General features: G+C 53.6%; 22 protein-coding genes. 11 read left to right on the top strand and 11 right to left on the bottom strand.

The annotated features are described in order from the left end of the window. Positions 1-15: 15 nt before the first annotated feature. The 4 genes from AAC086_RS13330 to AAC086_RS13315 all read right to left on the bottom strand — a co-directional run bounded on the left by AAC086_RS13330 (position 16) and on the right by AAC086_RS13315 (position 5,652). Positions 16-591, bottom strand: a complete 576-nt coding sequence (locus AAC086_RS13330; RefSeq protein WP_339779261.1) for a TRAP transporter small permease — start codon at positions 589-591, stop codon at positions 16-18. A gap of 36 nt (positions 592-627) precedes the next feature. Continuing rightward, on the bottom strand, positions 628-1,623 hold the full coding sequence (locus tag AAC086_RS13325) for a TRAP transporter substrate-binding protein (protein ID WP_339779259.1): 996 nt from the start codon (positions 1,621-1,623) through the stop codon (positions 628-630). 439 nt (positions 1,624-2,062) lie between these two features. Then, positions 2,063-3,421, bottom strand: coding sequence for a sigma-54 dependent transcriptional regulator (locus AAC086_RS13320; RefSeq protein WP_339779257.1), 1,359 nt, complete (start codon positions 3,419-3,421; stop codon positions 2,063-2,065). Beyond that, positions 3,418-5,652, bottom strand: a complete 2,235-nt coding sequence (locus AAC086_RS13315; protein ID WP_339779255.1) for an ATP-binding protein — start codon at positions 5,650-5,652, stop codon at positions 3,418-3,420. The genes AAC086_RS13320 and AAC086_RS13315 overlap by 4 nt, the downstream gene beginning before the upstream one ends. A gap of 227 nt (positions 5,653-5,879) precedes the next feature. Between AAC086_RS13315 and AAC086_RS13310 the strand changes: the two genes are divergently transcribed. Together AAC086_RS13310 and AAC086_RS13305 are read left to right on the top strand one after the other, a co-directional pair. Further along, the gene (locus AAC086_RS13310; protein WP_339779254.1) at positions 5,880-6,920 is read left to right on the top strand and encodes a mitochondrial fission ELM1 family protein; all 1,041 of its coding nucleotides are present in this window, start codon (positions 5,880-5,882) and stop codon (positions 6,918-6,920) included. A gap of 159 nt (positions 6,921-7,079) precedes the next feature. Then, a complete protein-coding gene (locus AAC086_RS13305) occupies positions 7,080-7,907 on the top strand; it encodes an aldo/keto reductase (protein ID WP_339779253.1) in 828 nt (275 codons plus the stop codon). Between the two features lie 73 nt (positions 7,908-7,980). On the opposite strand, the gene hemN is transcribed toward AAC086_RS13305, so the two are convergent. Together hemN and AAC086_RS13295 are read right to left on the bottom strand one after the other, a co-directional pair. Next, complete coding sequence (gene hemN / locus AAC086_RS13300; RefSeq protein WP_339779251.1) at positions 7,981-9,375, bottom strand: oxygen-independent coproporphyrinogen III oxidase; 1,395 nt, start codon at positions 9,373-9,375, stop codon at positions 7,981-7,983. Positions 9,376-9,415: 40 nt separating this feature from the next. Next, complete coding sequence (locus AAC086_RS13295; protein ID WP_339779249.1) at positions 9,416-9,844, bottom strand: HIT family protein; 429 nt, start codon at positions 9,842-9,844, stop codon at positions 9,416-9,418. A gap of 212 nt (positions 9,845-10,056) precedes the next feature. Here AAC086_RS13295 and AAC086_RS13290 point away from each other — a divergent pair, with 212 nt between their 5' ends. After that, positions 10,057-11,376, top strand: a complete 1,320-nt coding sequence (locus AAC086_RS13290) for an NAD(P)/FAD-dependent oxidoreductase (RefSeq protein WP_339779248.1) — start codon at positions 10,057-10,059, stop codon at positions 11,374-11,376. Positions 11,377-11,511: 135 nt separating this feature from the next. On the opposite strand, the gene AAC086_RS13285 is transcribed toward AAC086_RS13290, so the two are convergent. Then, entirely contained in the window at positions 11,512-12,213 is a 702-nt protein-coding gene (locus AAC086_RS13285) for an NAD(P)H-dependent oxidoreductase (protein WP_339779246.1), read from the bottom strand. A gap of 123 nt (positions 12,214-12,336) precedes the next feature. Here AAC086_RS13285 and gcvA point away from each other — a divergent pair, with 123 nt between their 5' ends. Together gcvA and otnI are read left to right on the top strand one after the other, a co-directional pair. Continuing rightward, a complete protein-coding gene (gene gcvA, locus AAC086_RS13280) occupies positions 12,337-13,254 on the top strand; it encodes a transcriptional regulator GcvA (protein ID WP_339779245.1) in 918 nt (305 codons plus the stop codon). Between the two features lie 93 nt (positions 13,255-13,347). Next, complete coding sequence (otnI, locus tag AAC086_RS13275) at positions 13,348-14,139, top strand: 2-oxo-tetronate isomerase (RefSeq protein WP_339779243.1); 792 nt, start codon at positions 13,348-13,350, stop codon at positions 14,137-14,139. A gap of 76 nt (positions 14,140-14,215) precedes the next feature. Here the strand turns inward: otnI and AAC086_RS13270 are convergent, their stop codons facing one another. From AAC086_RS13270 to AAC086_RS13260, 3 genes are all read right to left on the bottom strand, one after another. Then, complete coding sequence (locus tag AAC086_RS13270) at positions 14,216-15,931, bottom strand: methyl-accepting chemotaxis protein (protein ID WP_339779241.1); 1,716 nt, start codon at positions 15,929-15,931, stop codon at positions 14,216-14,218. 632 nt (positions 15,932-16,563) lie between these two features. Continuing rightward, a complete protein-coding gene (locus AAC086_RS13265) occupies positions 16,564-17,877 on the bottom strand; it encodes a glycerate kinase (protein ID WP_339779239.1) in 1,314 nt (437 codons plus the stop codon). A 73-nt stretch (positions 17,878-17,950) separates the two neighbouring features. Beyond that, positions 17,951-18,715, bottom strand: a complete 765-nt coding sequence (locus AAC086_RS13260; RefSeq protein WP_339779490.1) for a FadR/GntR family transcriptional regulator — start codon at positions 18,713-18,715, stop codon at positions 17,951-17,953. 216 nt (positions 18,716-18,931) lie between these two features. On the opposite strand from AAC086_RS13260, the gene AAC086_RS13255 reads away from it, so the two are divergent. The 6 genes from AAC086_RS13255 (at position 18,932) to AAC086_RS13230 (ending at position 22,494) form a co-directional block, all read left to right on the top strand. Then, positions 18,932-19,732, top strand: a complete 801-nt coding sequence (locus AAC086_RS13255) for an N-formylglutamate amidohydrolase (RefSeq protein WP_339779238.1) — start codon at positions 18,932-18,934, stop codon at positions 19,730-19,732. A 10-nt stretch (positions 19,733-19,742) separates the two neighbouring features. Further along, entirely contained in the window at positions 19,743-20,903 is a 1,161-nt protein-coding gene (locus AAC086_RS13250) for a carboxylate-amine ligase (RefSeq protein ID WP_339779488.1), read from the top strand. 119 nt (positions 20,904-21,022) lie between these two features. Next, positions 21,023-21,268, top strand: a complete 246-nt coding sequence (locus AAC086_RS13245) for a DUF2312 domain-containing protein (protein WP_085581299.1) — start codon at positions 21,023-21,025, stop codon at positions 21,266-21,268. A 94-nt stretch (positions 21,269-21,362) separates the two neighbouring features. Beyond that, positions 21,363-21,806, top strand: a complete 444-nt coding sequence (locus AAC086_RS13240) for an MmcB family DNA repair protein (RefSeq protein ID WP_339779234.1) — start codon at positions 21,363-21,365, stop codon at positions 21,804-21,806. 116 nt (positions 21,807-21,922) lie between these two features. Continuing rightward, a complete protein-coding gene (locus tag AAC086_RS13235; protein ID WP_339779232.1) occupies positions 21,923-22,201 on the top strand; it encodes a type II toxin-antitoxin system RelE/ParE family toxin in 279 nt (92 codons plus the stop codon). Continuing rightward, positions 22,201-22,494, top strand: coding sequence for a HigA family addiction module antitoxin (locus AAC086_RS13230; RefSeq protein WP_339779230.1), 294 nt, complete (start codon positions 22,201-22,203; stop codon positions 22,492-22,494). The genes AAC086_RS13235 and AAC086_RS13230 overlap by 1 nt, the downstream gene beginning before the upstream one ends. Positions 22,495-23,015: 521 nt before the next feature. Here AAC086_RS13230 and AAC086_RS13225 read toward each other — a convergent pair. Further along, entirely contained in the window at positions 23,016-26,498 is a 3,483-nt protein-coding gene (locus tag AAC086_RS13225; RefSeq protein ID WP_339779228.1) for an indolepyruvate ferredoxin oxidoreductase family protein, read from the bottom strand. Positions 26,499-26,675 lie beyond the last annotated feature (177 nt).

Below are 26,675 nucleotides of genomic sequence, written 5' to 3'. Positions count from 1 at the left end.
ATTCCTCTTTGATGCCTAGGATGCGGAACGGGACGAACCCGTGTCCTTTGCATCGTCATTTACATCCGCTTTGCTGCCAAGCTGGTCGATGGCTTCGCGGGCTTCGTCGGCAAGGGTAAAGCCGGTTTGTTTGCCCGTAATGATGCGCCAGCCCACCTGTGCCAGACGGAACGCCAGCAAGGCCCCTCCGATGGGCATGATCAGATAGACAACCCACAATTGCAGGGGCGAATCTTCGGCTTCCATTTCCAGCATGTGGTTAAATGCCACCAGTTCCCAGCCACCCTTGGTGATCCAGAAACAGTAAAGCAAACCCGCCGCAACAATGATCAGGCCGATAATGCGCTGCAAAGTTGCCGGAAACAGTTTCACCAGCGCATCAACACCAATATGGCTGCCAATCTTGACGCCATAGGACATGCCAAACAGGATCAACCAGGCAAACAGGAACTGAGTCATTTCCAGTGCCCAGGTGATGCCGGAATTGAACACATATCGTGCAATGACATTGGCGAATGTAAGTGAAGTCATGGCGGCAAGCAGGAGGGCGATAAAGCCCTCCTCCAGCCGGGTAACGACCGTCGAGATCATCGTAAACGGTCCCTCATCGGAGAAATTTACAGGGAATTATTTGTTGCAGGCTGCTGCGGCATCGATCAGGTCTTGACCAATTTCGCCAGCAAACTGCGTCCAAACGGGTTTCATCGCGTTCTGCCAGTCGGTGAACTGTGCATCGGTCAGTTCAACCAGCTGGGTTTCACCCGAATCAAGAACTTCCTTGCGCTGTTGCGCGGTCAGTTCTGCCGACAGATCGTTGCCGTATTTGGTGGCTTCGGTCATTGCCTGGGTCAGACCATCGCGGATTTCCGGGTCCAGACCTTCCCACCATTTGGTCGAGGTAACGACCATATAGTCGAGCAGGCCATGGTTGGATTCAGTGATGTAATCCTGAACTTCGTAGAATTTCTGCGAATAGATGTTCGACCAGGTGTTTTCCTGACCATCAACCACGCCGGTTTGCAGGGCCGAATAGGTTTCGGCGAAAGCCATTTTCTGCGGAACGGCACCAACAGCTTCAAACTGTGCGGCAAGAACGTCCGAGCTTTGAATACGGAATTTCAGGCCTTTGGCATCGGCCGGTTCGCGCAGCGGCTTGTTGGCTGAAAGCTGCTTGAGACCGTTGTGCCAGTAACCAACACCGGTCAGACCTTTGCTTGCCATCGAATTGAACAGGCTTTTGCCATCGTCGCTGTCTTGAAAGCAGGAAACGGCATTCATGTCTTTAAACAGGAATGGCAGGTCGTAAATGCCAAGTTTCTTGGTCCATTTGCCAAATTTGGCAAGCGAGGGCGCACCAAACTGGACATCGCCGCGCAGAATGGCCGGCAGAACCTTGTCGTCATCAAAAAGCTGGGAGTTCGGGTAAATTTCGACTTTGACCTTGTCGCCGAGAATTTCTTCGGCACGCTTTTTGAAAAAGTCGGCAGCTTTACCCTTCGGGGTGTTTGGCGCAACCACATGCGCAAATTTGATGATTTCCTGAGCCGAGGCATTGTAGGCCATGCCAAGACCCGCCATCATGGCAACACTTGCAATCAGAATCTTTTTGGTAACCGGACGCATATATATTCTCCCTAAAAGCTTAATGCGTTTTCCCAATAGTGCGCCATTGAATCGGCGTCATTCTATATCGCCGTAACTGGCGACGCTCATACTCGAGCAACCTTACAAAGCAACATTCGGGCCAGTTTGCTGTTTGCGCTATAACCATAAAGCATATCAGCTATTTGGCCTGCTTTTGGTCTATGGTGCGTTGCAGCGTAAGTTGTTATTTTTGTTATGATTTCCGCACAAGGCAAATTTAATATGTGCGGTTTTTCGCACAGTGTGTCTGCGCCTTTGGGAAAGCCCACAAGCAGCATGTGGGAAATGTTCGCGAAACGCCAACAAAAAAATGACCTGTTAATACTCGCGCCCAGGTTTTGTGGGTGCAATGCGCGGGGTGGCGCAGGCCGTAGCGCCATAACGGTCCGGTTCGGCACGGAAAAAGCGGGCCGCTGTGCTATTCAGCGTCGGCCCGGTTGCGGAAATCGGCAGGGGAAATATCGTATTTTGCCAGTTTGTCGTAAAACGTTTTGCGCGGCACGCCCAGGGTCAAAACTGTGGCGGTTACGTTGCCGCCATGCTTGCGCAGGGCTTCGCAGATCAGGTTTTTTTCAAAGGCTTCCACCTGGCGGGGCAGGGGCAGGGTTGTGCTGGTTTTGCTGCTGGCGTCGTTTGCCAGCGTATCAAGTCCCAGCACCCGGCGTTCGGCGGCATTGCGCAGTTCGCGCACATTCCCCGGCCAGTCATAACTGGAAAAACGGGCCAGTTCCTGCGGGTTTAACGGCTCGAAACTGCGGCCAAAGCGGTCTTTGGCCTGTTTGAGGAAATGGGCAAACAATAACGGAATGTCGTCTTTGCGATCGCGCAGGGGCGGGATGTGCAACTGCACCACATTCAGGCGGTAATAAAGGTCTTCGCGAAATTCCCCGCGTGATGCGGCGTCGCGCAGATCAACCTTGGTTGCCGCAACCACGCGTAAATCAATGGGTTGTGTGGTGTTGGATCCCAGCCGTTCCAGTGCGCGTTCCTGCAAAACCCGCAGCAGTTTTATCTGCAATGACAGCGGCATGCTTTCAATTTCATCAAGAAAAACGGTGCCTTTGTGGGCAAACTCAAATTTGCCAATCCGTTTGCGGTCTGCCCCGGTAAAGGCGCCTGCTTCGTGGCCGAACAGTTCGGATTCAATCAGGTTTTCGGGAACAGCCCCGCAATTAATCGCCACAAACGGCCCGGTCCGCCCCGACATATCGTGCAAGGTCCGGGCGACCACTTCTTTGCCCGCCCCGGTTTCGCCATTAATCAGGACATGGGCATTGGTGGTGGCGATATTGCCAATCAGGCTGCGCAGTTTTTCCATTGGTGGCGTGCGCCCGATCAGGCCGTTGCTGGCAGGAAGATGGCGGGCCAGTTCGGCTTTTAGCGCGTGATTTTCGCTGATCAGGCGGCGATGGGCGCAGGCCCGACGGACGATATCAACAAAATAATCCGGTGCGAATGGCTTTTCGATAAAGTCAAAGGCTCCGCTGCGCATTGCTTTTACCGCCGTTGCAACATCTCCGTGCCCGGTCACCAAAATAACCGGCAGGTCGGCGTCCAGGGCGATGGTTTGTTCAAGCAATTCCATGCCACTCATTTTGGGCATGCGAATGTCAGTGACCAGAATGCCGGGCCAGCCCTTGGCAATGCGATCTCGGGCCAGTTCGGGCCGCTCAAAACATTCGACCGGAATATCTGCCAGTTCCAATGTTTGCTGTGCGGCTTCCCGCACATCGGCATCATCGTCAACAAACAGTACATGTTCGCAGGGGTGGGTCACCGCTTATCCTTTGGTCGCAGTACAGATTGAACAACACCGGTCCCGGTCCCGGTTTCGTTTCGGCCCGTTATCGGGGCGGTGGCGGACGGGATGGCGGGTTTTTCGTTTAGCAGTGCAAATTCATGGTCGGGTGTTTTAACACCCGCTGTCGCCGCCGTCGAGCCTGCCGCGCCATTGCGCCGGTCATTGCGGGTGCCAGCTTTGCTGGCAGGGCGCAATTCAACCACAAAACAGGCCCCGCCATCAGGGGCGGGCAGGTTTTCAGCGCGGATGGTGCCGCCAAAACTGCGCAAGATGCCATAACAAATCGACAGGCCCAGCCCCAGGCCATCGCCAAATTGTTTGGTGGTAAAAAACGGATCAAACAGTTGCGGCATGGTCTGATCAGAAATGCCCGATCCGTTATCCGAGACACGGACAAAAATGCGGTCAATGCCACGGGTAATATCAAGCGTAATCCGCGCATCATCCTGATCACGGCTGGCATCGGCAGCGTTGGTCAGCAAATTGACAAAAACCTGTTCAAGCTGGGTTTCTTCGGCGGTGACAAAAATACTGTGATCGGGGCGGGTAAAATCGATCACGGCATTGGCAACGCGGCCGGTTTCGCGCACCAGATCGATGGCCTTTTGAATGGAGTGGGCGACATCAACCGGGCCGCTGTCATATTCGGGGCGGCGCGCAAATGTTTTTAAATGGTTGGTAATCCGGCCCATGCGTTCGGTCAGTTCGGAAATGCGGGTTAAATTGCGTTCAACCGGTTCGGTCTGGCCACGGGCAAAAAACTGGCGGGCATTATCGGCATAGCTGCGAATGGCGGTTAAGGGCTGGTTTATTTCATGGGCGATACCAGCCGACATCTGGCCAAGGGCGGCAAGTTTACCCGCCTGTACCAGTTCGGCCTGGGCCGTGCGCAGGGCATCTTCTGTACGTCGGCGTTCGGTAATTTCTTCGGCCAGCCGCACATTGGTATCCATCAGGTCGGCGGTGCGCAATTTTACCTGATGTTCCAGTTCGCGTTGCGACCAGTCGCGCATTTCAAGCTGTTCCAGCATCGCGCGCCGACGCTGCAACAACGTGAAGATGGTGCCCATAATAATAATGTGGATGGCCCCGGCGATGAAGGCCGCTGCCAATATCGACTGATCAAGTACCGTCTTGTCGGTTAACAGGAAAATCCGCCAGCCTTGCCGGGGCAAAGTGCTACCGATGGTGAGGTATCGGGTGGTTGCGGGTGTTTTGACCCCTGTGGTTTGGCTGCCATCCGGGCCGGGCGGGGGAAAGCCCGCCACGGAATGACCCGCAAATGACGGGTTGGCGGCATTGGACCTGGCCGGGTTCGGTGCGATGTTGGTGCTGTTTACATCGGCGGGGCGGTCGTCGCTGATGATGGTGTCGTGTTCAACAGGGGTTTCAGGTGCGATGGATGCCAGTTCTAACGTTGTCATCACCCCGTCGCGCGGCCAGTCGCCCTTGATAACGGGCATCGCTGTTAAGGGATATTCGCCGTATTTGCGCGATTTTAAAACATTCAGGCGTTGCCCGTCGGGCAGGCCGCGTAAATCGCGAAACCGCCATTCCGGGTGCGACGAAATAATGACGATACCGTTTTCATCTTCGACCAGAACGCTTTCACCGCCGCGTGCCCAGCGATTGATCAGCGTTTCCAGATGGGTTTTAACCACCATTACCCCGGCAATGTCGCGGCCATTGGTTAATACCGGGTGAGAAATATAATAACCTGGCACATTTGATGTGATGCCAAAGGCAAAATAATGCCCGGTATTGCCGCCCATCGCCTGTTTAAAATAAGGACGAAAGCCAAAATTGCGCCCGATAAAGGATGCGTTGCTGTTCCAGTTGCTCGCCGCAATGGTTTCGCCGCTGTTATCCATGAAATAAATGTCGGACGCGCCGCTGTCGGCGGCCAGTTTTTCCAGGTATCGGTTGACTTCGCTGGTGTCTTGCGCGGTCGGGTGGTGCATCCCGGCAAGGGTCAGAATGCGGCGGTCTGATGCCAGCGTGATCGGCAGATATTCGTGTTCCTTGATCGCCCCTTGCAAGTTGGAGCGATACAGTTCCAGCTTGTTGCGGCCTTCTTCTTCCAGGGTGACAAGGCGGGTGTCGCGCCAGCCCTGCATGCTGAAAAAAACCGTAACGGGCAATAACAGCAACATGCCCACCAGCACAAGGCGTGCACTGCGGCGAACGGATTGCGATGTTTTTAACATGCGGCGGACATTTCCCGGTTTTATCGGCACGGCAAAACAGTTTGGGTGCGTGCCTGTAATATGCCCTTTTACGCCAGTCTTGCGATATTTTCATCCCTGTTTGCCCAACCTTGCGTCAAAGGCGGTGGATTGCGATTATGTTACGGGGGGCTGGTAATTGTTTTTGCCTGTTTTATAACAGGGGGGAAAGGCCACCTTCTGGCCGCCACGCGACGATGCGGGAAATAATGACAGATAGCGCAATGAGCGAAACCGGGCACAACCGGATATGGGTTTTGGCCGATGACCGGGCGGGCAATGTTAATCAGGCGGTTGGTGTGGCCGAGGCAATGGCCTGCCGTTTTGAACGCATCGATATTTCCTATACCCGTGCGGCGCAACTGCCCAATTTTGTCCGCCGGGCATCGTTGCTGGGCGTGACCCCGCGTTCACGCGAAAAGCTGCATGCGCCGTGGCCGGAACTGGTCATTGCTGCAGGGCGCAGAACCGCCCCGGTGGCCCGCTGGATCAAGCGGCAAAGCGGGGGTAAAACCCGGATCTGCCAGATCATGCGCCCGGATGGCGGCGAGAAGGAATTTGATTTAATCGCCGTTCCCGCCCATGACGGTGTTAGAGCGGCTGAAAATATATTGGAAATCCCTGGTGCTCCACACCGCATTAGCGAAACCCGGCTGGTGCTGGAAGGCAAGGCATGGCGCCGTAAATTTCACGGGTTGCCGCACCCGCTCATCGCCCTGATCGTGGGGGGCAGCACCAAAAAAACCACCTTCACCGCCGAAATGGCCCGGGATATGACCCAAACCGCCATTAAGGCGGCACGCGATACCGGCGGGGCCTTGCTGGTAACAACCAGCCGCCGGACCGGTCGCGACAATGAAAGTCTGATTGCGGACCTGCTGGAAAACGCCAATGTCCCCTTTCACCTGCATGGCTGGAACAGCACCGAAGACAACCCGTATTTTGGCTTTTTGGCGTTGGCCGATATTTTGATTGTGACGGGCGATTCTGTTTCAATGTGTTGCGAGGCCTGTGCTGCCCCGGGCGGGGTGTATATTTATGCCCCCGATGGCATTGCCGCCCCGCGCCATCGCCGCCTGCATCAAAACCTGTTTGATCGCGGCTATGCCCGCCCCCTGGGGCAGGGGCAGGGGGCCGCATTGGCTGATGCGCGGAACACAGCAAAGCTGGAAGTTTTTCATCATCCTTCGTTGCAACCCGCAAGGCTGGTGGCGCAACGCTGCCTTGAGCTGATCGGCGAGCGTGGCTAAACGTTCAGGCCCTGCTTTTGGCGCGACTACATTGTGCATGACCGACAGCTTGGAATTTAATTCTCAGGCTTCGTCCTTGCATGATTTCAGAACACACATAGGTTCCGGGTTGAACGAAAGCGGAGGTTTTCCGTGACAAAATCAACAAGGAGACTTTGAATGCATCGCGTAAAAGCCAATGGTGCCGATATTCCCGCTTTGGGCTTTGGTACGTTTCGTATGCCCGGTGAAGATGTTTTGCGAATTGTGCCCAAGGCACTCGATGTAGGCTTTCGCCATATTGATACAGCACAGATTTACGGCAACGAAGCTGAAGTTGGCAGTGTCATTGCCAGGTCATCTGTGGCGCGGCAGGATATTTTTCTGACCACCAAGGTCTGGGTCGACAAGTTCCGCCATGACGATTTTATTGCATCGGTCGAGGAAAGCCTGAAAAAGCTGAAAACCGACTATGTTGATTTGCTGTTGTTGCATTGGCCGAAAATGGAAGTACCTCTGGCCGAGCAGATCGGCGCGCTTAATGAAGTGCGCAAGGCCGGTAAAGTTCGCCATATCGGGGTTAGCAATTATAGCATCCAATTGATGGCCGATGCCGTTGCGCTGAGCGATGCCCCGATTGTGACCAACCAGATCGAGGTTCATCCCTATATTGATCAGTCAAAAGTGATGGCTGCCGCAAAAGAGACAGGAATGTCGATTACATCTTATTACGCCATGGCCGATGGCAAGGTGTTTGAAGACGATGTTCTAAAAGAACTGGGGGCCAAATATGGAAAATCCGTTGCGCAGATTGTTCTGCGCTGGGTGATCCAGCATGATGGCCTGATTGCGCTTTCCAAAACCGTGGGTGAAGAACGGGTGGTGGAAAATTTCGATATCTTTGATTTTGAAATTTCAACGGCCGATATGCAGGCGATATCGGCACTGGCGCGGCCTGATGGCCGAATTGTCAGCCCCGATGGACTTGCCCCGGTATGGGATAACTGATTTGCCCCAGGCAATCAGGCTTCGGGGACTGGCAGCTTAAGTGCTGCCAGTCTCTGCTTTGTCGGGGGGTATATTATACCGCCTGCGAATGGCGGTTTGCACTGTGATCCAGAAATGTATCAAACACCGCACATACCGCACGTACCAGCGGGCGGCCAGTTGGTGTTACGGTGATGGTGTTGCAGCACAGCGTTGCAATGTCATCGACCACCATTTTACGGATTTGATCAAGTTCATCGGCAAAGTGCGATACCGGCACATTATGGGCACGGCAAACTTCATCAAGATCGACCGATAAATGACACATCAGTTCGTTGATCACGTCGCGGCGGATGCGGTCTTCGTTGGTAATGGCGACGCCTTTTTCAATGGCCATCAGGCCATCTTCAACACAGCGTTTCCAGCGGGCCAAAGCCGGGTCGTTTTGGGCATATCCTTGTGGCAGCGACGAAATCGCCGACGGGCCCATGCCAATCAGGGCTTCGGCGCGATCTGTCGTATAACCCTGGAAATTACGGTGCAAGTCACCTGCCAGCATGGCCTGGGCCATTTCATCATCGGCGCGGGCGAAATGGTCCAGTCCGATGGCAACATATCCGTGTTCGGACAGGCGTTTTTGAATGGCATCATATTGTGCCCACCGTTCCGATGTGCCCGGCAGGGCTTCGGTCGGGATCAGGTTTTGGTGTTTTTTCATCCATGGCACATGGGCATAGCCAAACACCGATAAACGATCCGGGTTTAGCGTTACGGTTTTATCAACCGTGTCCATCACGCCATCGATGGTTTGAAACGGCAACCCATACATCAAATCAACATTGATGCCGGTCATGCCGCGTTCGCGCAATCCTGCAATCACACCGGCGACCAGTTCAAACGACTGCACGCGGTTCACTGCTTTTTGCACGGTGTCGTTAAAATCCTGCACCCCGATGCTGGACCGGGTAAAGCCGCAATCACGCATTGCGTCCATAAAGTCGGGCTTTGCGGTACGCGGGTCCATTTCAATGGCAATTTCGGCGTCGGGCAGAACGTCAAATCCCTGCGCGATGTCATTCATGATATTGCGCAGGTCATCGGCACTTAAAATGGTGGGGCTGCCACCGCCAAAATGAATATGGGCAACCGGGTATTTGCCCGGCAGGGCCGATAGCACATTTTTAATCTCGGCGCGCAGCACATCAACATAGCTGCCCACCGGGCCGTAATGCTTGGTGATTTTGGTGTTGCAGCCGCAAAACCAGCACATTTCCTCGCAATAGGGCACATGGAAATAAAGCGACAGGGGCTGATTTTGGTCCAGCTCCGACAGCCAGCGCCGATAAACCACACCATTTACAGCGGGGCTGAAATGCGGGGCGGTTGGATAGCTGGTATAGCGCGGCAGGCGCAAGTCGTATTTCTGATGCAGGGCGGTGGATGTCATGGTAAATCTGGCCTCATCAATGTGATGAAGCGTTTTTTGCATTATTCCAAATCCACCGCCTTGATGTGCGTCAAGATATGGGTCAGAGGTGGCGAAAGGCTGAAATCAGGTCGGCACGCAACGCACTCAGGCGGTCTTTGGCGTCATCTTCGCGAAACGGAAGCGATTGCCCAACGCCCCAGATCGGGCCGGGCCAGGCCGCATCACCGGGAAAACGCGCAACAACGTGGCAATGAAGTTGCGGCACCATGTTGCCCAACATCGCAACATTGGTTTTATTGGCCTTAAACAGGCGTTTCAGGGTTTTGGATGTTTCGGCACATTCGCGCCCCAGCATTTCGCGTTCGTCGGCGGTCAAGTCGTCATAGTCGACCAGATCATTGCGGCGCGGAACCAAAATCAGCCACGGATAGCGGGCGTCGTTCATCATTAAAATACGCGAAAGCGGGCCTTCGGTTACCAGGTCGGTGTCGGCGGCCAGTTGCGGGTGCAGGCGAAAAGGTTCAGTCATGACGGGGCCCTGTTTTACGGTATCTGACAGGGGATTGTTTATATCAGCAAACGATCAGCTTGTCCTGCGCGGCGGGGGCGTGCGTGGAAAATGTTACATCCGTCATATGGGGGAACTTTCAGGGCTTTCAGGCGTTTGCAGGGGGCCATGTTCGGGTGTTATGATGCATCCGATACGTCATGGGGTCGGGTCCGTGATGGAGTCCATATACTATGCCTGAAAAAACAATCGCCAGAACAGGCGACAAACCCCGCGTCGTCATTGTGGGGGCGGGTTTTGGCGGGCTGGCTGTTGCCCGCCAACTGATCGGCAAGGATGTCGAGGTTGTGCTGATTGACCGCAGTAATCACCATTTATTTCAGCCCTTGTTGTATCAGGTTGCCACGGCCGATTTGTCGCCAGCCGAAATTGCCTGGCCCATCCGCAGCATTTTTAGCCACGCGCCCAATGTGGCGGTTTTTCTGGGCGAGGTCACAGGCATTGATTTGGCGGGCAAAACCGTCATCGTGCGGGATCATCGGGTTGAATATGATTATCTGGTGTTGTCGACCGGGGCGGTGACATCGTATTTCGGGCGTAATGACTGGGAAAAAGTGGCGCCGGGTCTTAAAAACATTGGCGAAGCCACCGCCATTCGCAAAAGGCTGCTTTTGGCGTTCGAACTGGCTGAAAATGCCGAAAGCGAAAAAACCCGCCGTAAATTTATGAATTTTGTGGTGGTGGGCGGTGGCCCAACCGGCGTTGAAATGGCAGGCGCGATTGCCGAACTGGCAAAACAGGCGCTGTCGCACGATTTTCGCAGGATCGACCCGCGCGATGCCCGCATCATTCTGGCCGAAGGGGGGCCGCGCCTGTTAGGTGCTTTTCCCGAAGATTTGTCCGATTATACCCGCCAGTCGCTGGAAAAGATCGGCGTCGACGTGATTTTGAACCAGCCTGTCAGCAACATTACCCCGCAGGGCGTGCAGATTGGTGATGACTTTATTGAAAGTGCCAATGTCATTTGGGCCGCCGGGGTCAAGGTTGATCATATGAAAGACTGGACCGGTGCGACAACCGACCGGGGCGGACGCGTCGAGGTGACACCCGATCTTGCCATACCCGGCCAACCCGATGCCTTTGTGATTGGCGATGCTGCCCATGTGGCATGGCATGATGGATTGACGGTGCCGGGCATTGCCCCGGCGGCCAAGCAAATGGGCAAATATGTTGGCCGGCGCATTTTGGACCGTATAAAGGGCAAGGATACGCAACCCTTTGTTTATAAACATGCGGGAAACCTGGCAACCATTGGCCGCCATCGCGCCGTCATCGACTTAAACGGGTTTAAATTAAAAGGTGTTCTGGCCTGGTGGGTGTGGGGCTTTGCGCATATTTACTTTCTGATCGGCATCCGTGCCCCGGCACTGGTTCTGGTGCAATGGGCATGGAGCTATCTTTTCCGTAAAAAAGGCGCGCGGTTGATTACCGGCCCGATTGAACCTGACCTGGAAGTGGCGCCGAAACCGAAGGACCCGCATCGCCCGATATAGGCATATCGGCGGGCAGGCAGTTAAGCGCTGCCGGTGTATGGGGGCTGTTTTGATGGCCGCAACAAAGCTCTGATCTTTGGCCGTTGTGGCAAAGGGAGTGCAGGTTTCCTTTGCCACAGTTGGCTAAGCTGCGTTTTATAGGGTTTGGTTTTGAACCGTTTTGTCGCCGTATTGGGTAACAAGGGTGTTCACAATTTCGGAAACGTTGGTTTCTGCTGCTGTAATTGACAGGCTTGTTCGATCATCGGCGAACTCGTCATATTCGATGGCGGCGCTGTAACTTTTTGTGATGCCGATATATTCCAGGGGCGTAAAAACGCCGCCTTCAACATGGTTGATATGGGCTAGTCGTTCGCCGGGATTATAGCCGTAATCGCCGCGCGCAGATAAAACGACAACCGATTTTCCCGTCGTCACCATCGGCCAATAGGGAATTGTTTTGCGCGACCGGTCAAAGCCAAAGGTGCGGCCCACCCTGACGATATTTTCGATCCATGCTTTCATTTGGGCGGGCATACCGAAATTATACATGGGTACACCTGCGACAATCACGTCCGCCTGAAGCAGTTCATCGATCAGGATATCGCTTTCACGCAAAACATCCTGCATCCAGTCTTCGCGCTGATCTGGTTTGGTGAAGGCCGCATGGATCCAGTCGCCTGTCACCGGGGTCGGGGGATGGGACCCGACGTCACGATAGAGGATAGTGTCATTCGGGCGCTGCAGACGCCATTGATCGATAAATCTGGCGGTTAGTCTGCGGCTGTGCGACCCGTGTGCGGCCAGATCAGACCTGCCGGGACGGGCACTGCTGTCGATATGAAGAACGGTTGTCACAGGAAGCTCCTTTGGTGAATTTAAATCATCTGTAATCATTCGGATTTGTGCTAATATTCGCCATAATTATTGCATCATGCAAAATCGAATATTTCAGCCAATAGATGAGTTAAATTCATCCCAATGACGTTACCCCCTCTTGCAACCCTGCGGGCGTTCGAGGCCGCAGCCCGCCATCTTAGTTTCAAGCATGCCGCGGCGGAACTTGCCGTGACACCAACGGCGATCAGCCATCAGATCCGGTTGCTTGAAGAAACGTTGGGGGTGAAGTTATTTGATCGCAAACCACGGCACGTCATGTTGACCGATGCCGGGCAAGAGATTTTTCCGGTTTTGCGCGATGGATTTTCAGAATTTTCCCGCGTGATTGACCGCATAAAAACACGCAAATCGCAACGCAGCCTGACAATATCGGTGCTGGCATCGTTTGCGGCAAAATGGCTGTTGCCGCGTTTGCCGCGCTTTCAACTCGCACACCCTGATATTCATTTGCACCTGCATACGTCGTCCGAGGTGGTTGATTTGGGCCGCAATGTTGCCGATGCCGCCATTCGATATGGGGCCGGGCCTTATCCCGGTTTGATAACACAACGTTTGTTTGCGGAAAATTTTGTGCCAATGGCCAGCCCGGCGCTGGCGATCACGACACCGGATGATTTACGACAAGCCCCCCTTTTGCATCTGGAATGGCTTTATCCCGATGCGATGACTCCAACCTGGGCGCGCTGGTTTCGTGCCGCTGGCATAAAGGATATTGACCTTGTTGCCGGAATTGCGTTTAGCGATGATACCCATGCCATTCAGGCCGCGATTGCCGGGCAGGGGGTGGTGCTTGCCAGTTTGGAAATGACACGGCATGAACGGCAAAACGGGCTTTTGCGGCCTCTTTTGGGGCCACAAATTGCCGGGCATGTTTATCATTTTCTGCATACCGGCAGGGGGCCGCATCAAAACGAAGTTTTGGCGTTTGGTGTATGGCTAAGCGGGGAAATTGCCAAAGATGCCGGTTGTTCGGCCCTTTCCCTTGGTGTTGAGCCTTAAATTGCAACCGAAAACCAGATTGAGTGTTGACGGTTGGGAGCCAAGGGGAAATCATGGTTTTCTTATTCATATTGCTGGAAAGGGGATGATCCCATGCCCCGTTTTTGTGCCAATCTGTCGTTTTTGTTTGCCGATCAACCGTTTGAAAAACGTTTTGCCGCTGCCGCTGCCGCCGGGTTTAGCGGGGTTGAATATGTTGGTGCCTATGACATGGCGATGGGCGATATCAAACGGCAATTATCCGCACATGATCTCACCCAGGTTTTGTTTAATCTGCCTCCTGGCGACTGGGACGGTGGCGATCGCGGGTTGGCCTGCCGCCCCGGACGTGAAGAAGAGTTTCGCGATTCTGTTTTCAAGGCGCTGGATTATGCCGAAGCCCTTGATTGCAAAATGCTGCATTGCATGGCGGGCAATATGCAAAAGGGCGAAGAGCCCGGCGAACTGGCCCGGCTTTATTGCGATAATTTGTTATATGCGGCGGATGAAGCGGCCAAGGCCGGTGTCACCATTTTGATTGAACCGATCAATGGCAGGGATATGCCGGGATATCTGTTAAACTCGGTCGAGCAGGCCGCCGTGATTATCGACCAGCTTGATCATCCCAATCTGGCGTTACAGTTTGACATTTACCATGCCCAGCTTGTGGGGGGCGATATTGCCGCGCGCCTGGGCAAACATCTTCCTAAAATTCGCCATGTGCAAATTGCCGGGGTGCCGGGCCGCCATGAACCCGACCGGGGCGAGCTGAACTGTTCGTTCCTGTTCTATCTGCTTGACCGGCTGGGATATGACGGCTGGATTGGCTGTGAATACAAACCCCAGGGCACAACAGAAGAAGGGTTGGGCTGGCTTTCGCTGTGGCAGGGCAAAGCGTCATCCTAAAGCATGTTTCCTGATAAAGGTTCTGGCCGGATATTGCATCCAGCCAGTAAAGATGTTCCATCGACAAGGTTGTCTATCAGGCCGTGCGGACACAGTTGAGGAAAGTCTCGACCTGCAATTTTAATCCGTCGGCCTTTGTTGTAAGGTCCCTTGCGACATTGCTGACCTGTTTTGCCGCGTCCTCGGTATTTGCGACGGAATGTCTGACTTCTATAATGTTGGCACTCACATCATTGGTTCCTGCCGACGCCTGCTGAATGTTGCGAGCGATTTCCGTGGTCGCGGCTCCCTGTTCTTCCATCGCCGATGAAATTGTCACGGCGATCTCGTTAATTTCGTCGATGGTCCTGGTAATCGATTGAATGGCGCTTACCGCCGTTTTTGTTTCGGTTTGAATGCTGTCAATTTGCTGGCTGATCTCTTGTGTTGCCCGGGCTGTTTCATTGGCAAGTCCCTTTACTTCATTTGCAACGACAGCAAATCCTTTTCCGGCTTCGCCCGCACGGGCGGCTTCAATCGTGGCATTCAAAGCAAGAAGATTGGTTTGTTTGGCGATATTTGAAATCAGGTTGACAACTTCTCCTACCTTCTGGGCTGCGATAACCAAACCCTGTACCTGGTGGTTGGTTGTCTCGGCTTCCTGCACAGCACGTTGCGCTGTGGCAGATGACTGTGCAATTTGACGGCTGATTTCGTCAATAGATGAAGAAAGCTCTTCAGTGGCCGTGGCAACACTTTGTACATTGGCCGAGGCTTGTTCCGATGCCGCTGCCACAGTTGCGGCGCGCTGGTTGGTATTGTTGGCGGTATCAAGCATTGAGGCCGCCGTATTGCCCATCTGGGCCGCTGAAGACACAACGGCGGTTAATACTCCGGCAATTCCTGCATCAAAATCCCTGGTTGTCTGTTCAATCTTTTTTGCCCTGGCTTCGCGCTCTTTTCCCTGTTCGATTTCGCGGGCTGCAAGGTGATCCGCCCGGATCATGTTTTCCTTGAATATGTTGACGGCCATCGCCATTTTACCGATTTCGTCACCCCGGTCCGTATCAGGGATTTCAACGGTTTTGTCACCCGCAGCAAGTATTCGCATGGTTTCTGTCATCCGGACAATCGGCGAGGCTATGGCGCCGCCTATTATAATGGCCATGCTCACCCCAACGACAAGGGCAATGACAACACAAGCTGAAATCATGACATAGGCAAGGAAAACCGTACTGTGATTTTCGGCCTGTCTTATATCGAGCAGCTTTGATTCTGCTTCATGGACGTCGTTCATGGTAGCGCGAAATTCATCCAAATATTTCTTCCCCTGGGCCTCGCCCACCAGACCAGCCAGCCCATCCATCGTCGTGATACCGCTACCGCTATCGATTCGGTGTGTTGCAATATCGCGCCGGATACGGATCATTGGCTCGGTTACATTGGTTTGCCAATCCCTGAGGATTTTTTCCGCTTCATCAAGACGGGTCACTTGTGCAGGATTATCTGAAACAATCTTTTTCAGATTTTCGATTTGTGAATAGGTGGTTTTTTCACCATCCTTATAGGGGGCGAGAAAGTCCTCCTTTCCCGACAGAAGAAATCCGCGCATCCCGGTTTCCATATTGACCGCTGATTCTGTAATTGCCTCTACGTCAATCAGAACCCGATTGGTATGTTCCACCCAGTTGCTTGTCGAAAGCATTGACTGGATACTGTTTAGGGAAACACCTGCGAGTAAAAGTAGAAAAAACAGCGGACTTAGTATTCCATACAGAATTTTTAGTTTCGTTCTGATATCGCGCAATGACATGATCTTTTCCTCTATAATTATGTCCCGATATGCTTTTGATTGGACATGACCAACATTTCTCGCGATTTGCCGGTTTTCTGGCAGGTATGGGAAAAAGAATTTACAGTTTTGATTTGTAGATTAATTTTATTTTTCAGTTTTTTGTGTACAATAAGTGAGGGGCCACGGTATCTTTGAAAAAATTGACCTCTTGGCTCTGGCTTTTCAGTCTTTCCTTACCAGGCGGCAGACTGAGCTGGCAAAATGGGTCATATTAAAGGAAAAGTGCTTTAGTAGATCGTTTGTGCAGTTTGATCGGAAATATCCCCGTCAGAAGGTTTTCGCTGCCTATAGGCACTTCAAAAAGTGTCCTATCAATCGAAATGCTTGCTTTCATCCGGATTGCGGCGAAAATGTCGTCATTTATCCCAATTTAGTGCCAGCATCTGAGGCGCATATAAGGGGCGACATGCAGTCCTCGTTTTTGGGTGTCTTATTGCTAGCGAAGTTGATTTCTGATTACAATTGCAACCCTTACGGATAATTTTAGATCATACCCCTGTGAAATATTGTGTGACAAATTAATGAAGGATGGTCCTGACTTGTCTGGGCTTGAGGCGTGCGATGTGATGGCTATCTGAGGCAAATTTTTGCTAAAAAATCAGGATTGCGCGGAAATCGTTCACGTTGGTTAGCGTCGGGCCGGTAACGATCAGGTCGTCCAGTTTTTCAAAGGCACTATAGGCGTCGTTGTGTGCAAGATGGTCGGCAAGGTCGATGTGCCGCTGCCGGGCTTTTTGCCAGCTATTGCTGTCCATGATGGCCCCTGCATTATCCTCGCTGCCATCAATGCCATCGGTATCAATGGCAAGCGCGGCAAAGCCCGCGTCATCGCGTAACTGCAATAATAACGATAACATAAATTCGGCATTGCGCCCGCCACGCCCGCCATCCCCCCGGACCGTCACCGTGGTTTCCCCTCCGGAAAGTAAAACACACGGTTTGGCTGCCGGTTGCCCATGCCGGGCGACTTGCCGGGCGATACCGGCGTGCATTTTGGCAATTTCGCGGGATTCCCCTTCTATTGCGTCGCCCAGAATAACCGGGTTAAGGCCAAGGTTGGTCGCAATATGGGCTGCGGCGCGCAATGAATCCTGCGGGCGTGCGAGCATGATGGTTTCATTGCCAGCAAAACAGGCATCATCAGGCTTGATGGTTTCAAAGGACGGGTCTGCCAGCAGTTTTTCCACGGCGCCAGGAACGGGAATGCCATAACGTTCAAGAATGGCACATGCGTCTTTCTGACGGGTGGGGTCGGCAACAGTGGGGCCGGATGCGATAATTGCCGGGTCGTCGCCGGGCACATCGGAAACCAGATAGGTCACCATGCGCGCCTTTGACCCGGCCATTGCCAGCCGCCCGCCTTTGATTGCGGAAAGATGCTTGCGCACACAATTCATTTCCGAAATCGTTGCACCACTTTTAAGCAGCGCCTTGCCAATTGCCTGTTTGTCTTTAAGGGTAATACCGGGGGCGGGCAGGGCCAGCAGGGCCGATCCCCCGCCCGATATCATGCAGACAATCAAATCATCGGGCCCGGCGGCATGGGTAATATCAAAAATGCGCCGGGCGGCTTTTTGCCCGGCTTCGTCGGGCACAGGGTGTGCCGCTTCGACAATTTCAATATGGGTACATGGCACAGCATGGCCATAACGGGTAACAACCAGCCCGCCCAGCCGGTTTTCAATATTGTCGCTGCCGTTGGCTTTGATCCAGCATTGCTCGAAACTGCGTGCCATATGGGCCGATGCCTTGCCCGCGCCAATCACAATGGTTTTTCCCCGGGGCAAATCGGGCATGTTTTGCGGAATTTGCACGGCCGGGTCGGCAGCGCGCAGGGCCGCGTCCATCAGGTTGTGCAAAATGTCGCGCGGGGCTTTGGGCAATCTGGCAGGCTGCAAGGACATCGGCATGTCTCCGTCTGGTCAGGATGTTAAATATCGCGTTATCGGGTATTTGAGCACCGCCGACAGGGCAGGGTCAGTTTTGGGGCCGGCTTTTATTGCGTTCTGTCACGTGGGCTATCACCGCCCCAATATGATCATACATGGCCTGTTCGGCGCGGTCCGGGTCGCGTGCGGCAATGGCATCGATAATGGCGCTGTGATGGTTTTGCACCATATCGTCAAATTGCGGCCCGGCAAAAATGTGAAACCGAATTTCATCCAGGGCGGTTTGCAAAACGTCATGCAGCATTTTCATCAGGTGATAATAAATGATGCTGCCGCTGGCCTTTGCGATCATCATATGCAGGCGGTGGTCATCCTCGGCGCGGTATTTAACCGCCCGTTTCGGGTCATGGGCGCGGGCAAAGGTGTTGCGTAATTCGGCCAGTTGTTCGTCGGTAGCGTTCAGGGCGGCCCGGCGAGCAGCCCATGTTTCCAGCGTGCGGCGCAGTTCCATTAAATCTGACAGATTGGTGATGGACCCGCGCACCAGATCGGTCATGGCGACATCCATTTCGATGCCGGTAGAGGATAAGACCTCGGTCCCGCCACCTTGCACGGCGCGCAAATATCCCCGGGTTTTAAGCTTTTGCAGGGCCGCGCGTACTGATACCCGGCTGACATTCATGTCTTCGGCCAGTTGGCGTTCACCGGGCAGGCGCTCGCCAGGCAAATAGTCGCCTGCGGCAAATTTGGCCAGCAGGGCATCGGCCACCCTGTCGGCGACGCGCTTGGGGCGTCCATCCTCGGGGGGGGCGATGCTGTTGTCGTCGCGGGGGATAGGCGGCACTGGCGGCATAGGCAACGGGTTCTCCGTGAACGGACGCGATGGTTCTGGCGAAATGGTCATGCCAGTTTACGTGAAGTTGTGGCGAAAATGAATTCCTTGCTGTCGCGATATTCGCTAGCTTGCCAGAATACGTGCAAATTGCTAGGCATTTGAAAGTGATTTCAGGCTGTCTGGCTTGCCCGCCCGCCAGACTTTTTATTTTATTGAATTTTCAGGAGACTTCGCGTGAGCCACCATCCCGCGCATCTGCTTTGCAGTGACGATCCCGCCCCGTTTGATGTTTTAAATGACGATGGCAAGGGACATGCGCTGTTTGTGTGCGATCACGCATCCCATGCCATTCCCCGGTCCCTTGGCACCCTTGGTCTGCCCGAGGCAGAGCGTAAACGCCACATTGGCTGGGATATTGGTGCGCGCAAGGTTACTGAAATTCTGTCGGAGCGCTTTGATTGCCCGGCCGTGCTGGGGGGATTTTCGCGGTTGGTGATTGATTGTAACCGCCAGCTTTGGGACCCGACCGGGATGCCCGAAGTTGCCGATAAAACCGTGGTGCCGGGCAACCAGAATGTATCGCCAAGCGAACATATGAAGCGGATTAAGGAAATTTTTCTGCCCTATCACTGGGCAATAGAAGAACGCATTGCCCGGTTTCATGCCCATAAAATTGCCCCGGCCATTTTAGCCATTCACAGTTTCACCCCGGTTTTTCAGGGATTTGAACGTCCGTGGGAAATTGGTGTTTTGTGGGATGAAGATGTGCGTATTCCCCGATCACTGCTGGAAAATCTGCGCACACAAAACCCGGATCTGACCATAGGCGATAACGAACCCTATTCCGGGCGCCATATGGCCGATTACACCATTGATCACCATGCCGAGGCGGCTAATTTGCCGTGCGTATCAATTGAAATTCGTCAGGACCTGATTGATACTGACGCGGGCTGTGAAAAATGGGCGAAAATTCTGGGCGATGCTTTTGACAGCATCCTGGCCGACCCGAACCTTTACAAAATCCGGAGAGACTGATTTGCCAGCAATTTTGCGCAAGGAGCCGGGATTTACCATTGGGATTGAAGAAGAATTCTGGCTGGTTAACCGGCAAACGCGCGATGTTGCAACCGACCCGGCCGCCGGTTTTTTAACAGACTGCAAAGCAGAGCTTGGCGACCATGTGTCGAGCGAGTTTATGCGCTGCCAGGTTGAAATTGGCACCAGGGTCTGTGACAGTGCCGTCGATGCACAGGGTGAACTGACCCGTATGCGCGGTGTTTTGTGTGATGTTGCGGCCCGTCATGATATGTCGCTGTTGGCGGCATCAACCCATCCCTTTGCCCATTGGGACAGCCAGAAACATACCGAAGGCGAACGCTATAGCACCATTGCGCGCGATTTACGCACGGTGGTGGAACGGTTGCTGATTTGCGGCATGCATGTGCATGTCGGGATTGAGGATAACGACCTTCGCATCGAATTAATGGCGCAGGCAGCCTATTTTCTGCCCCATCTTTTGGCCCTTACCACGTCCTCGCCGTTTTGGCGAGGGCGTGATACCGGGCTTCAAACCTTTCGCCTGTCGGTGTTTGATAATTTGCCCCGTACCGGCTTGCCCGAAGTGTTTGGCTCGTGGGCGGAATATCGCCGTCATGTGGATATGCTGATCAATGCAGGCGTGATCGAGGATGGCACCAAACTCTGGTGGGATCTGCGGCCCAGTGATCGCTGGCCGACCCTGGAAATGCGCATTGCCGATGTGTGCACCAACCTGGAAGATGCGGTGTGCGTGGCATCGTTAACGCGCTGTATTTTTCGCATGCTCTATCGGTTGCGGCGCAATAACCAGCGCTGGCGGATTTATGCCAATATGCTAATCCGCGAAAACCGCTGGCGGGCCTGCCGCTATGGCAGCACCAATAGCGACAATGCCGGGCTGATTGACTTTGGCCGCGGCGAAATTGTGCCTTATGCCGATTTGCTCGAAGAAATTCTCGATCTTGTCCGCCCCGATGCCGAGCATTTTGGCTGTGTGGCTGAAGTGGAACATGCGCGTAAAATTCTGGAGCGCGGCACCAGTGCGGATCGCCAGCGCAACATCTATAATGCCGCGATTGACCGGGGTATTAGCCCGCGTGACGCGCTGGTGGAGGTGGCGGATTATCTGATTACGGAAACCAGCCCTGTCAGGACGAAACCGATTTAACTGCTGTGGGCCTGTCTGAAGGCTTGTCATCAATTGGTGCTTTGGGTATCGTCGCGCCGCCTTGAAATTTTGCGCTTCGCATTATGCGCAGCGCCCTGCATATCATCGGAGATCAGAGAATGACCGAAGTCGGAGGAATCGCAGCCGACCAGCTCGTATCCTATGTCGAGCGTATCGAGCGCCTTGAAGAAGAAAAGGCCAACCTGATGGCCGATATCAAGGAAGTTTACGGCGAAGCCAAAGCCCTTGGCTATGACGTGAAAATCCTGCGCCAGATTATCCGCCTGCGTAAAATTGAAGAACATGAACGTTCCGAACAGGAACAGATCCTTGAAGTTTACAAACGTGCGCTTGGCATGAGCTGATTTTCTCCTGTCTGATACTGACAGTCAGAAATGCTATCAAGGGCCTGCTGGTAACAGCGGGCCTTTTTGATTTGAGACGACGGAGTTTGCGATCATGACCCGATCCCGCCCCGAAATAACCGCCGAGGTTACCGAAGGTGTTTGCCGGTTGCTGCATCATCATAATATGGCGTGCATCACGGAATTGCGGTTGGGCAACGGGCGCAGGCTGGATGTATTGGCAATGGGCACAAAGGGCGAATTGTGGGCGGTCGAGGTCAAATCATCGGTCGAGGATTTTCGTGTGGATGCCAAATGGCAAAGTTACCGCGATTATTGCGACCGATTGTTCTTTGCCGTGCCAATGGAATTTCCGCGTGATTTGATCCCGGATGATCAGGGGTTGATTGTTGCCGACCGCTTTGAAGCCGCGATTATTCGCCCCGCCGAAGAAAGCAAGTTGAACGCCGCACGCCGCAAAAAGCTGCTGATTGATTTTGGCCGTTTGGCCGCCGGGCGCCTGCGCGGCGATGATAAAATGGATATGCTGATTTCTTGAGGTCCTCTTATGTGTAATTTGCTGGTATTTCTTGGAAGAAGTCGCTGACACAGGCAATCTCGGTATGAGATAAACAAATTATTGCGTGATGCGCATAGCGCAATTATAGTGACTTTATGATCAGGAGTTTTATTCATAAAGGCTTGGAGCAATTTTTTATGACCGGCAGTACCGCCGGTGTGCAAGCCAAGCATGCGGTCAAGCTGAGAATGCAGTTGGCGGCGTTGCATACGGCAACCCGAATAGATGATATGCGCGCTCCAGGCTGGCGATTACATCAACTGAAGGGGCAACGGAAGGACACTTGGTCAATTACCGTGAGTGGCAACTGGCGCATTACTTTTCGGTATCAAGATGGTGATGTACACATTGTAAATTACGAGGATTATCACTGATGACCATCCACCAATTTAATCCCCCACATCCAGGTGAATTTATTCGTGAAGTGTATTTGGAGCCGCTTGGTTTGTCAGCAAATGAAGCATCTCGGAAGCTTAAGGTACATTCATCGACTTTCGGTCGTCTTATCGGGGGGAAATCTGATGTATCCGCAGAGATGGCCGTGAGACTGGAAACTGTATTTGGTCGGTCCGCCGAAAGCTGGTTGGCAATGCAAGATCACTATGATCTCGCACATGCCCGCCCAAAATTAAATCTTTCCGGGTTAGAGCCGGTAAAGTTTGATTAACGCAGAATGCGATTACGAATGTTCAGCGCACTTCAAAATAACCGTTGATGTTACAGAGAGTGTGTAGGTGACGCAAAACGTAAAACGCCGCGGCAATTTGATGCTGCGGCGTTTTGATTGGTCAAACTAAAGCATTTTTCCTTTAATATGACCCATTTTGCCAGCTCAGTCTGCCGCCTGGCAAGGAGAAGTCCGCCGGGCGTAATGGGTTTACGGACAAGGATTTCGACGCGGCCAGGCGGCAGACTGAGCTGGCCCACAGGGTTTGATTTTGGCGGTGTTTGGCAGCGTTACACCGCTCGCCCGATGCGCCGCATCGCGCAGCGCGCTGTGCCTTGCCAAACGACACGCCAAAAACAAACAAAATGGGTCATATTAAAGGAAATATGCTTTATTTGGGTCACGGCTTCGGCGTGGCGGTATAGCGAGCGTGGCCGATGCCATGAAAGGGACGGGCTTTAGAGATGCCCGCACGCCAAGTGAGGGTCTCGTTGATCTGTTTTGATCAATGAGATTTGATATTATTCCGCAGCCTGTAAATGTTCGGGCGGGTTGTGGAACTGCTGACGCAATTCGTCCTCGCGTTCTTTGACCCTGGCGAGATTGGCATCCTTAACGTGACCATAGCCGCGAATTTGTTCGGGCAGGGCCAAAAGGGCACCGGCAATGCGGTCATTGTTGGTGTTCAGGCCCGCAATCACTTCGTCCACCAATTGTTCGTATCGGGCAATCAGGGCGCGTTCGGTTTTGCGTTCGCGGGTTTTGCCAAACGGGTCCATCGCGGTGCCGCGCAGGAACTTGAATTTCGCCAACACACCAAAGACCTGCATCATCCAAGGGCCAAAAACCTGCTTTTTCAAATGCCCGCTTGTCATGTCGCGGGTGGCAAGGGCGGGCGGGGCCAAATGGAATTTGACCTTGTATTTGCCGGTAAAGTTTTTGCGCAATTTGGCGGTAAAGGCCGGGTCGGTATAAAGACGGGCGACTTCGTATTCGTCCTTATAGGCCAGCAGTTTGAAATAGTATTTTGCCGCAGCCTTGGCGAGATGATCATGCCCGTCGCCCAATTTTTGTTCGGCGCTCGCCACTTTACGCACCAATGCTTCATAACGGTTGGCATAGGCTGCGTTTTGATAGCCGGTCAGGAATGTTTTACGCTTTGCAACCATGTCATCAAGGGTGGTGGCAATGGGGTGGGCCTGTTTTTCGTTCGGGCCAATGACATCAATCACTTTTTGCGGATCATGGGCAAACAGACGGCCCCAGTAAAAGGACTGCTTGTTCATCTCAATCGCGACACCGTTAAGGTCAATCGCCTGCATCAGGGCATCTTCGGTAATCGGGATCAATCCGCGTTGCCATGCCACCCCCAGCATGAACAGGTTGGTGGCGATGGAATCGCCCATTAAACGGGTGGCAACGTCGCTGCCTTCGACAAAGCTGACGGCATCGGCCCCACAGGCGTCGGCAATGGCCTTTTTATGCTCGTTGCTTTTTAGCTCGAAATCCGGGTTACGGGTAAAGGCCCCGGTGATGGTTTCATGGGTGTTGATCACGGCCCGGGTAAAGTTGCGCCGCATTTTGGCAAGGCCTTCAAAGCTGGCCGCCACCAGCAAATCACAGCCCAAAACCACATTGGCTTCACCCGCCGGGATGCGGGCGGCGTGAAGTTTTTCCTGGGTATCGGCAAAGCGGATATGGCTGACAACCGCGCCGCCTTTTTGCGCCAGACCGGCCATATCAAGCCCGACAATGCCTTTGCCTTCAATATGGGCGGCCATGCCCAAAAGCGCGCCAATGGTGACAACGCCGGTGCCGCCGACCCCGGTTACCAGCACCGACCACGGCTCTGTCAGGGATGGAAGCACGGGTTTGGGCAAGGATGCAAAAACGGCATCGCCATGCTGATCGCCTTTGGCGGCGGCTTCGGGTTTGCGCAGGGTGCCGCCTTCGATGGTGACAAAGCTGGGGCAAAAGCCGTTCAGGCAGGAAAAGTCCTTGTTACATGCCGATTGGTCAATGGCACGTTTGCGGCCAAATTCGGTTTCAACCGGTATAACGGCCAGGCAGTTGGATTTTTCGCCACAATCGCCGCAGCCTTCGCAGACCAGATCATTGATGAAAACCCGTTTGGGCGGATCGACCATCAGTTTGCGTTTGCGACGCCGCCGCTTTTCCGCTGCACAGGTTTGATCAAAGATCAGGATCGAGGTGCCGGGAACCTCGCGCAGTTCTTTTTGGGTTTCATCAAGCGTATCGCGATGGCGAATATCAACACCCGGGGCAAAATGGGCATCAATCGGATATTTGTCAGGTTCGTCGGATAAGACGATGATGCGGGTTGCCCCTTCATCGGCCATTTGTCGGGTGATTTGCGGAACACTGATCGGTCCGTCTACCGGTTGGCCGCCGGTCATGGCAACGGCATCGTTAAACAGGATTTTATAGGTAATATTCACACCCGATGCGACAGCCGCGCGAATGGCAAGCGAGCCGGAGTGATAATAGGTACCATCGCCAAGGTTTTGGAAAACGTGTTTTGTGGTGGTGAACGGTGCCTGGCCAATCCATGTCGCCCCTTCGCCGCCCATATGGGTAAAGGTTTCGGTAGAACGATCCATCCAGTTGACCATGTAATGGCACCCAATACCGGCCAGCGCGCGGCTGCCTTCGGGCACTTTGGTTGAACTGTTATGCGGGCAGCCAGGGCAAAACCACGGAATACGTGCAACCTCGGGTCGGGGTTCGGCAATTTCGAGTTCTTTTTGCGCCAGCCATTCGATGCGTTCATGAATTTCGGGGCTGTCAAAAAAGCGGTTGATGCGCGCGGCCAAAACCTGTGCAATGCGGGCCGGGGTCAACTCATCCATCGAGGGCAGGTTCCAGTTGCCCTGTTCGTCGAACTTGCCAATCACGGTGGGGCGCACATCTTCGCGCCAGTTATAAAGCTGTTCTTTAATCTGGTTTTCCATCACCGCGCGTTTTTCTTCAACAACGATGATTTCTTCCAACCCTTGGGCAAATTCGCGCACATCATCGCGGTTCAGCGGCCAGCTCATGCCGACTTTCAAAACCCGAATGCCAATATTGGCGGCGTCGGTTTCAGAAATGCCCAAATCGTCAAATGCCTGCATAACATCCAGATAAGCCTTGCCGGTGGTGATAATGCCCATGCGCGGGGTGGGGCTATCAATCACAATGCGGTTCAACTTGTTGGCACGGGCATAGGCCAGGGCAGCGTATAGTTTGTATTTCATCAGGCGCTGTTCCTGATCCTTTGGCGTGTCGGGCCAACGGATGTGAACACCCCCTTCGGGCAGGGCAAAATCGGGAATAATCGGGGCAACGCGGCCCGGGGCGACATCAACGGCAGCCGAACTTTCAACGGTTTCGGCAATGGTTTTCATGGCGACCCAGCAACCCGAATAGCGGCTCATGGCCCAGCCATGCAGGCCAAAATCGATAATATCCTGCACGCCCGACGGGTTTAAAACCGGGATTTGCGCATCAATAAAGGCATATTCGGTTTGGTGGGGCAGGGTTGATGATTTGCACGAATGATCATCCCCCGCCAGCACCAGTACACCGCCATTTTTTGCCGTACCGGCATAATTGGCATGTTTGAATACATCGCCCGACCGGTCCACTCCCGGGCCTTTGCCATACCACAAACCAAAAACGCCATCATATTTGGCGTCGGGATACATGTTGACCTGCTGGCTGCCCCAAATCACGGTTGCGGCAAGGTCTTCGTTAACACCGGGCTGAAATTCGATCTGCTGTCTGGTCAGGAATTTTTGTGCCCGCCATAATTGCTGGTCCAGCCCGCCCAGTGGCGATCCGCGATACCCTGAAATACATCCGGCGGTGTTTAAACCGGCGCGTGCGTCTAACTGCCTTTGCATTAAAGGCAGGCGCACCAGCGCCTGGATACCGGTCAGGTAAATGCGGCCTTCTTCCAGGGTATATTTGTCGTCCAGGGTAACTGTTGCCAACTTTGCCATGATGATGACCTCTCTGGTCTTTGTCTCTTGCGGGAAGCCTCCGGGGTCTTTCGCTTTTTATTGTTTGATATGGGTCGCACGGGTGCGATGCGAAATGCCCGTTATTCTTATAATAATGGTAATGAATGCTGACCTTTTTTCAATCACTCTCGCAGTGCAATGATCAAAACGCCCGAT

The sequence above is a fragment of the uncultured Thalassospira sp. genome (assembly GCF_963976115.1).
GTDB lineage: Bacteria > Pseudomonadota > Alphaproteobacteria > Rhodospirillales > Thalassospiraceae > Thalassospira.
The sequence above is the reverse complement of the archived record's forward strand: the minus strand, read 5'-3'. Positions and strand labels throughout refer to the sequence as shown.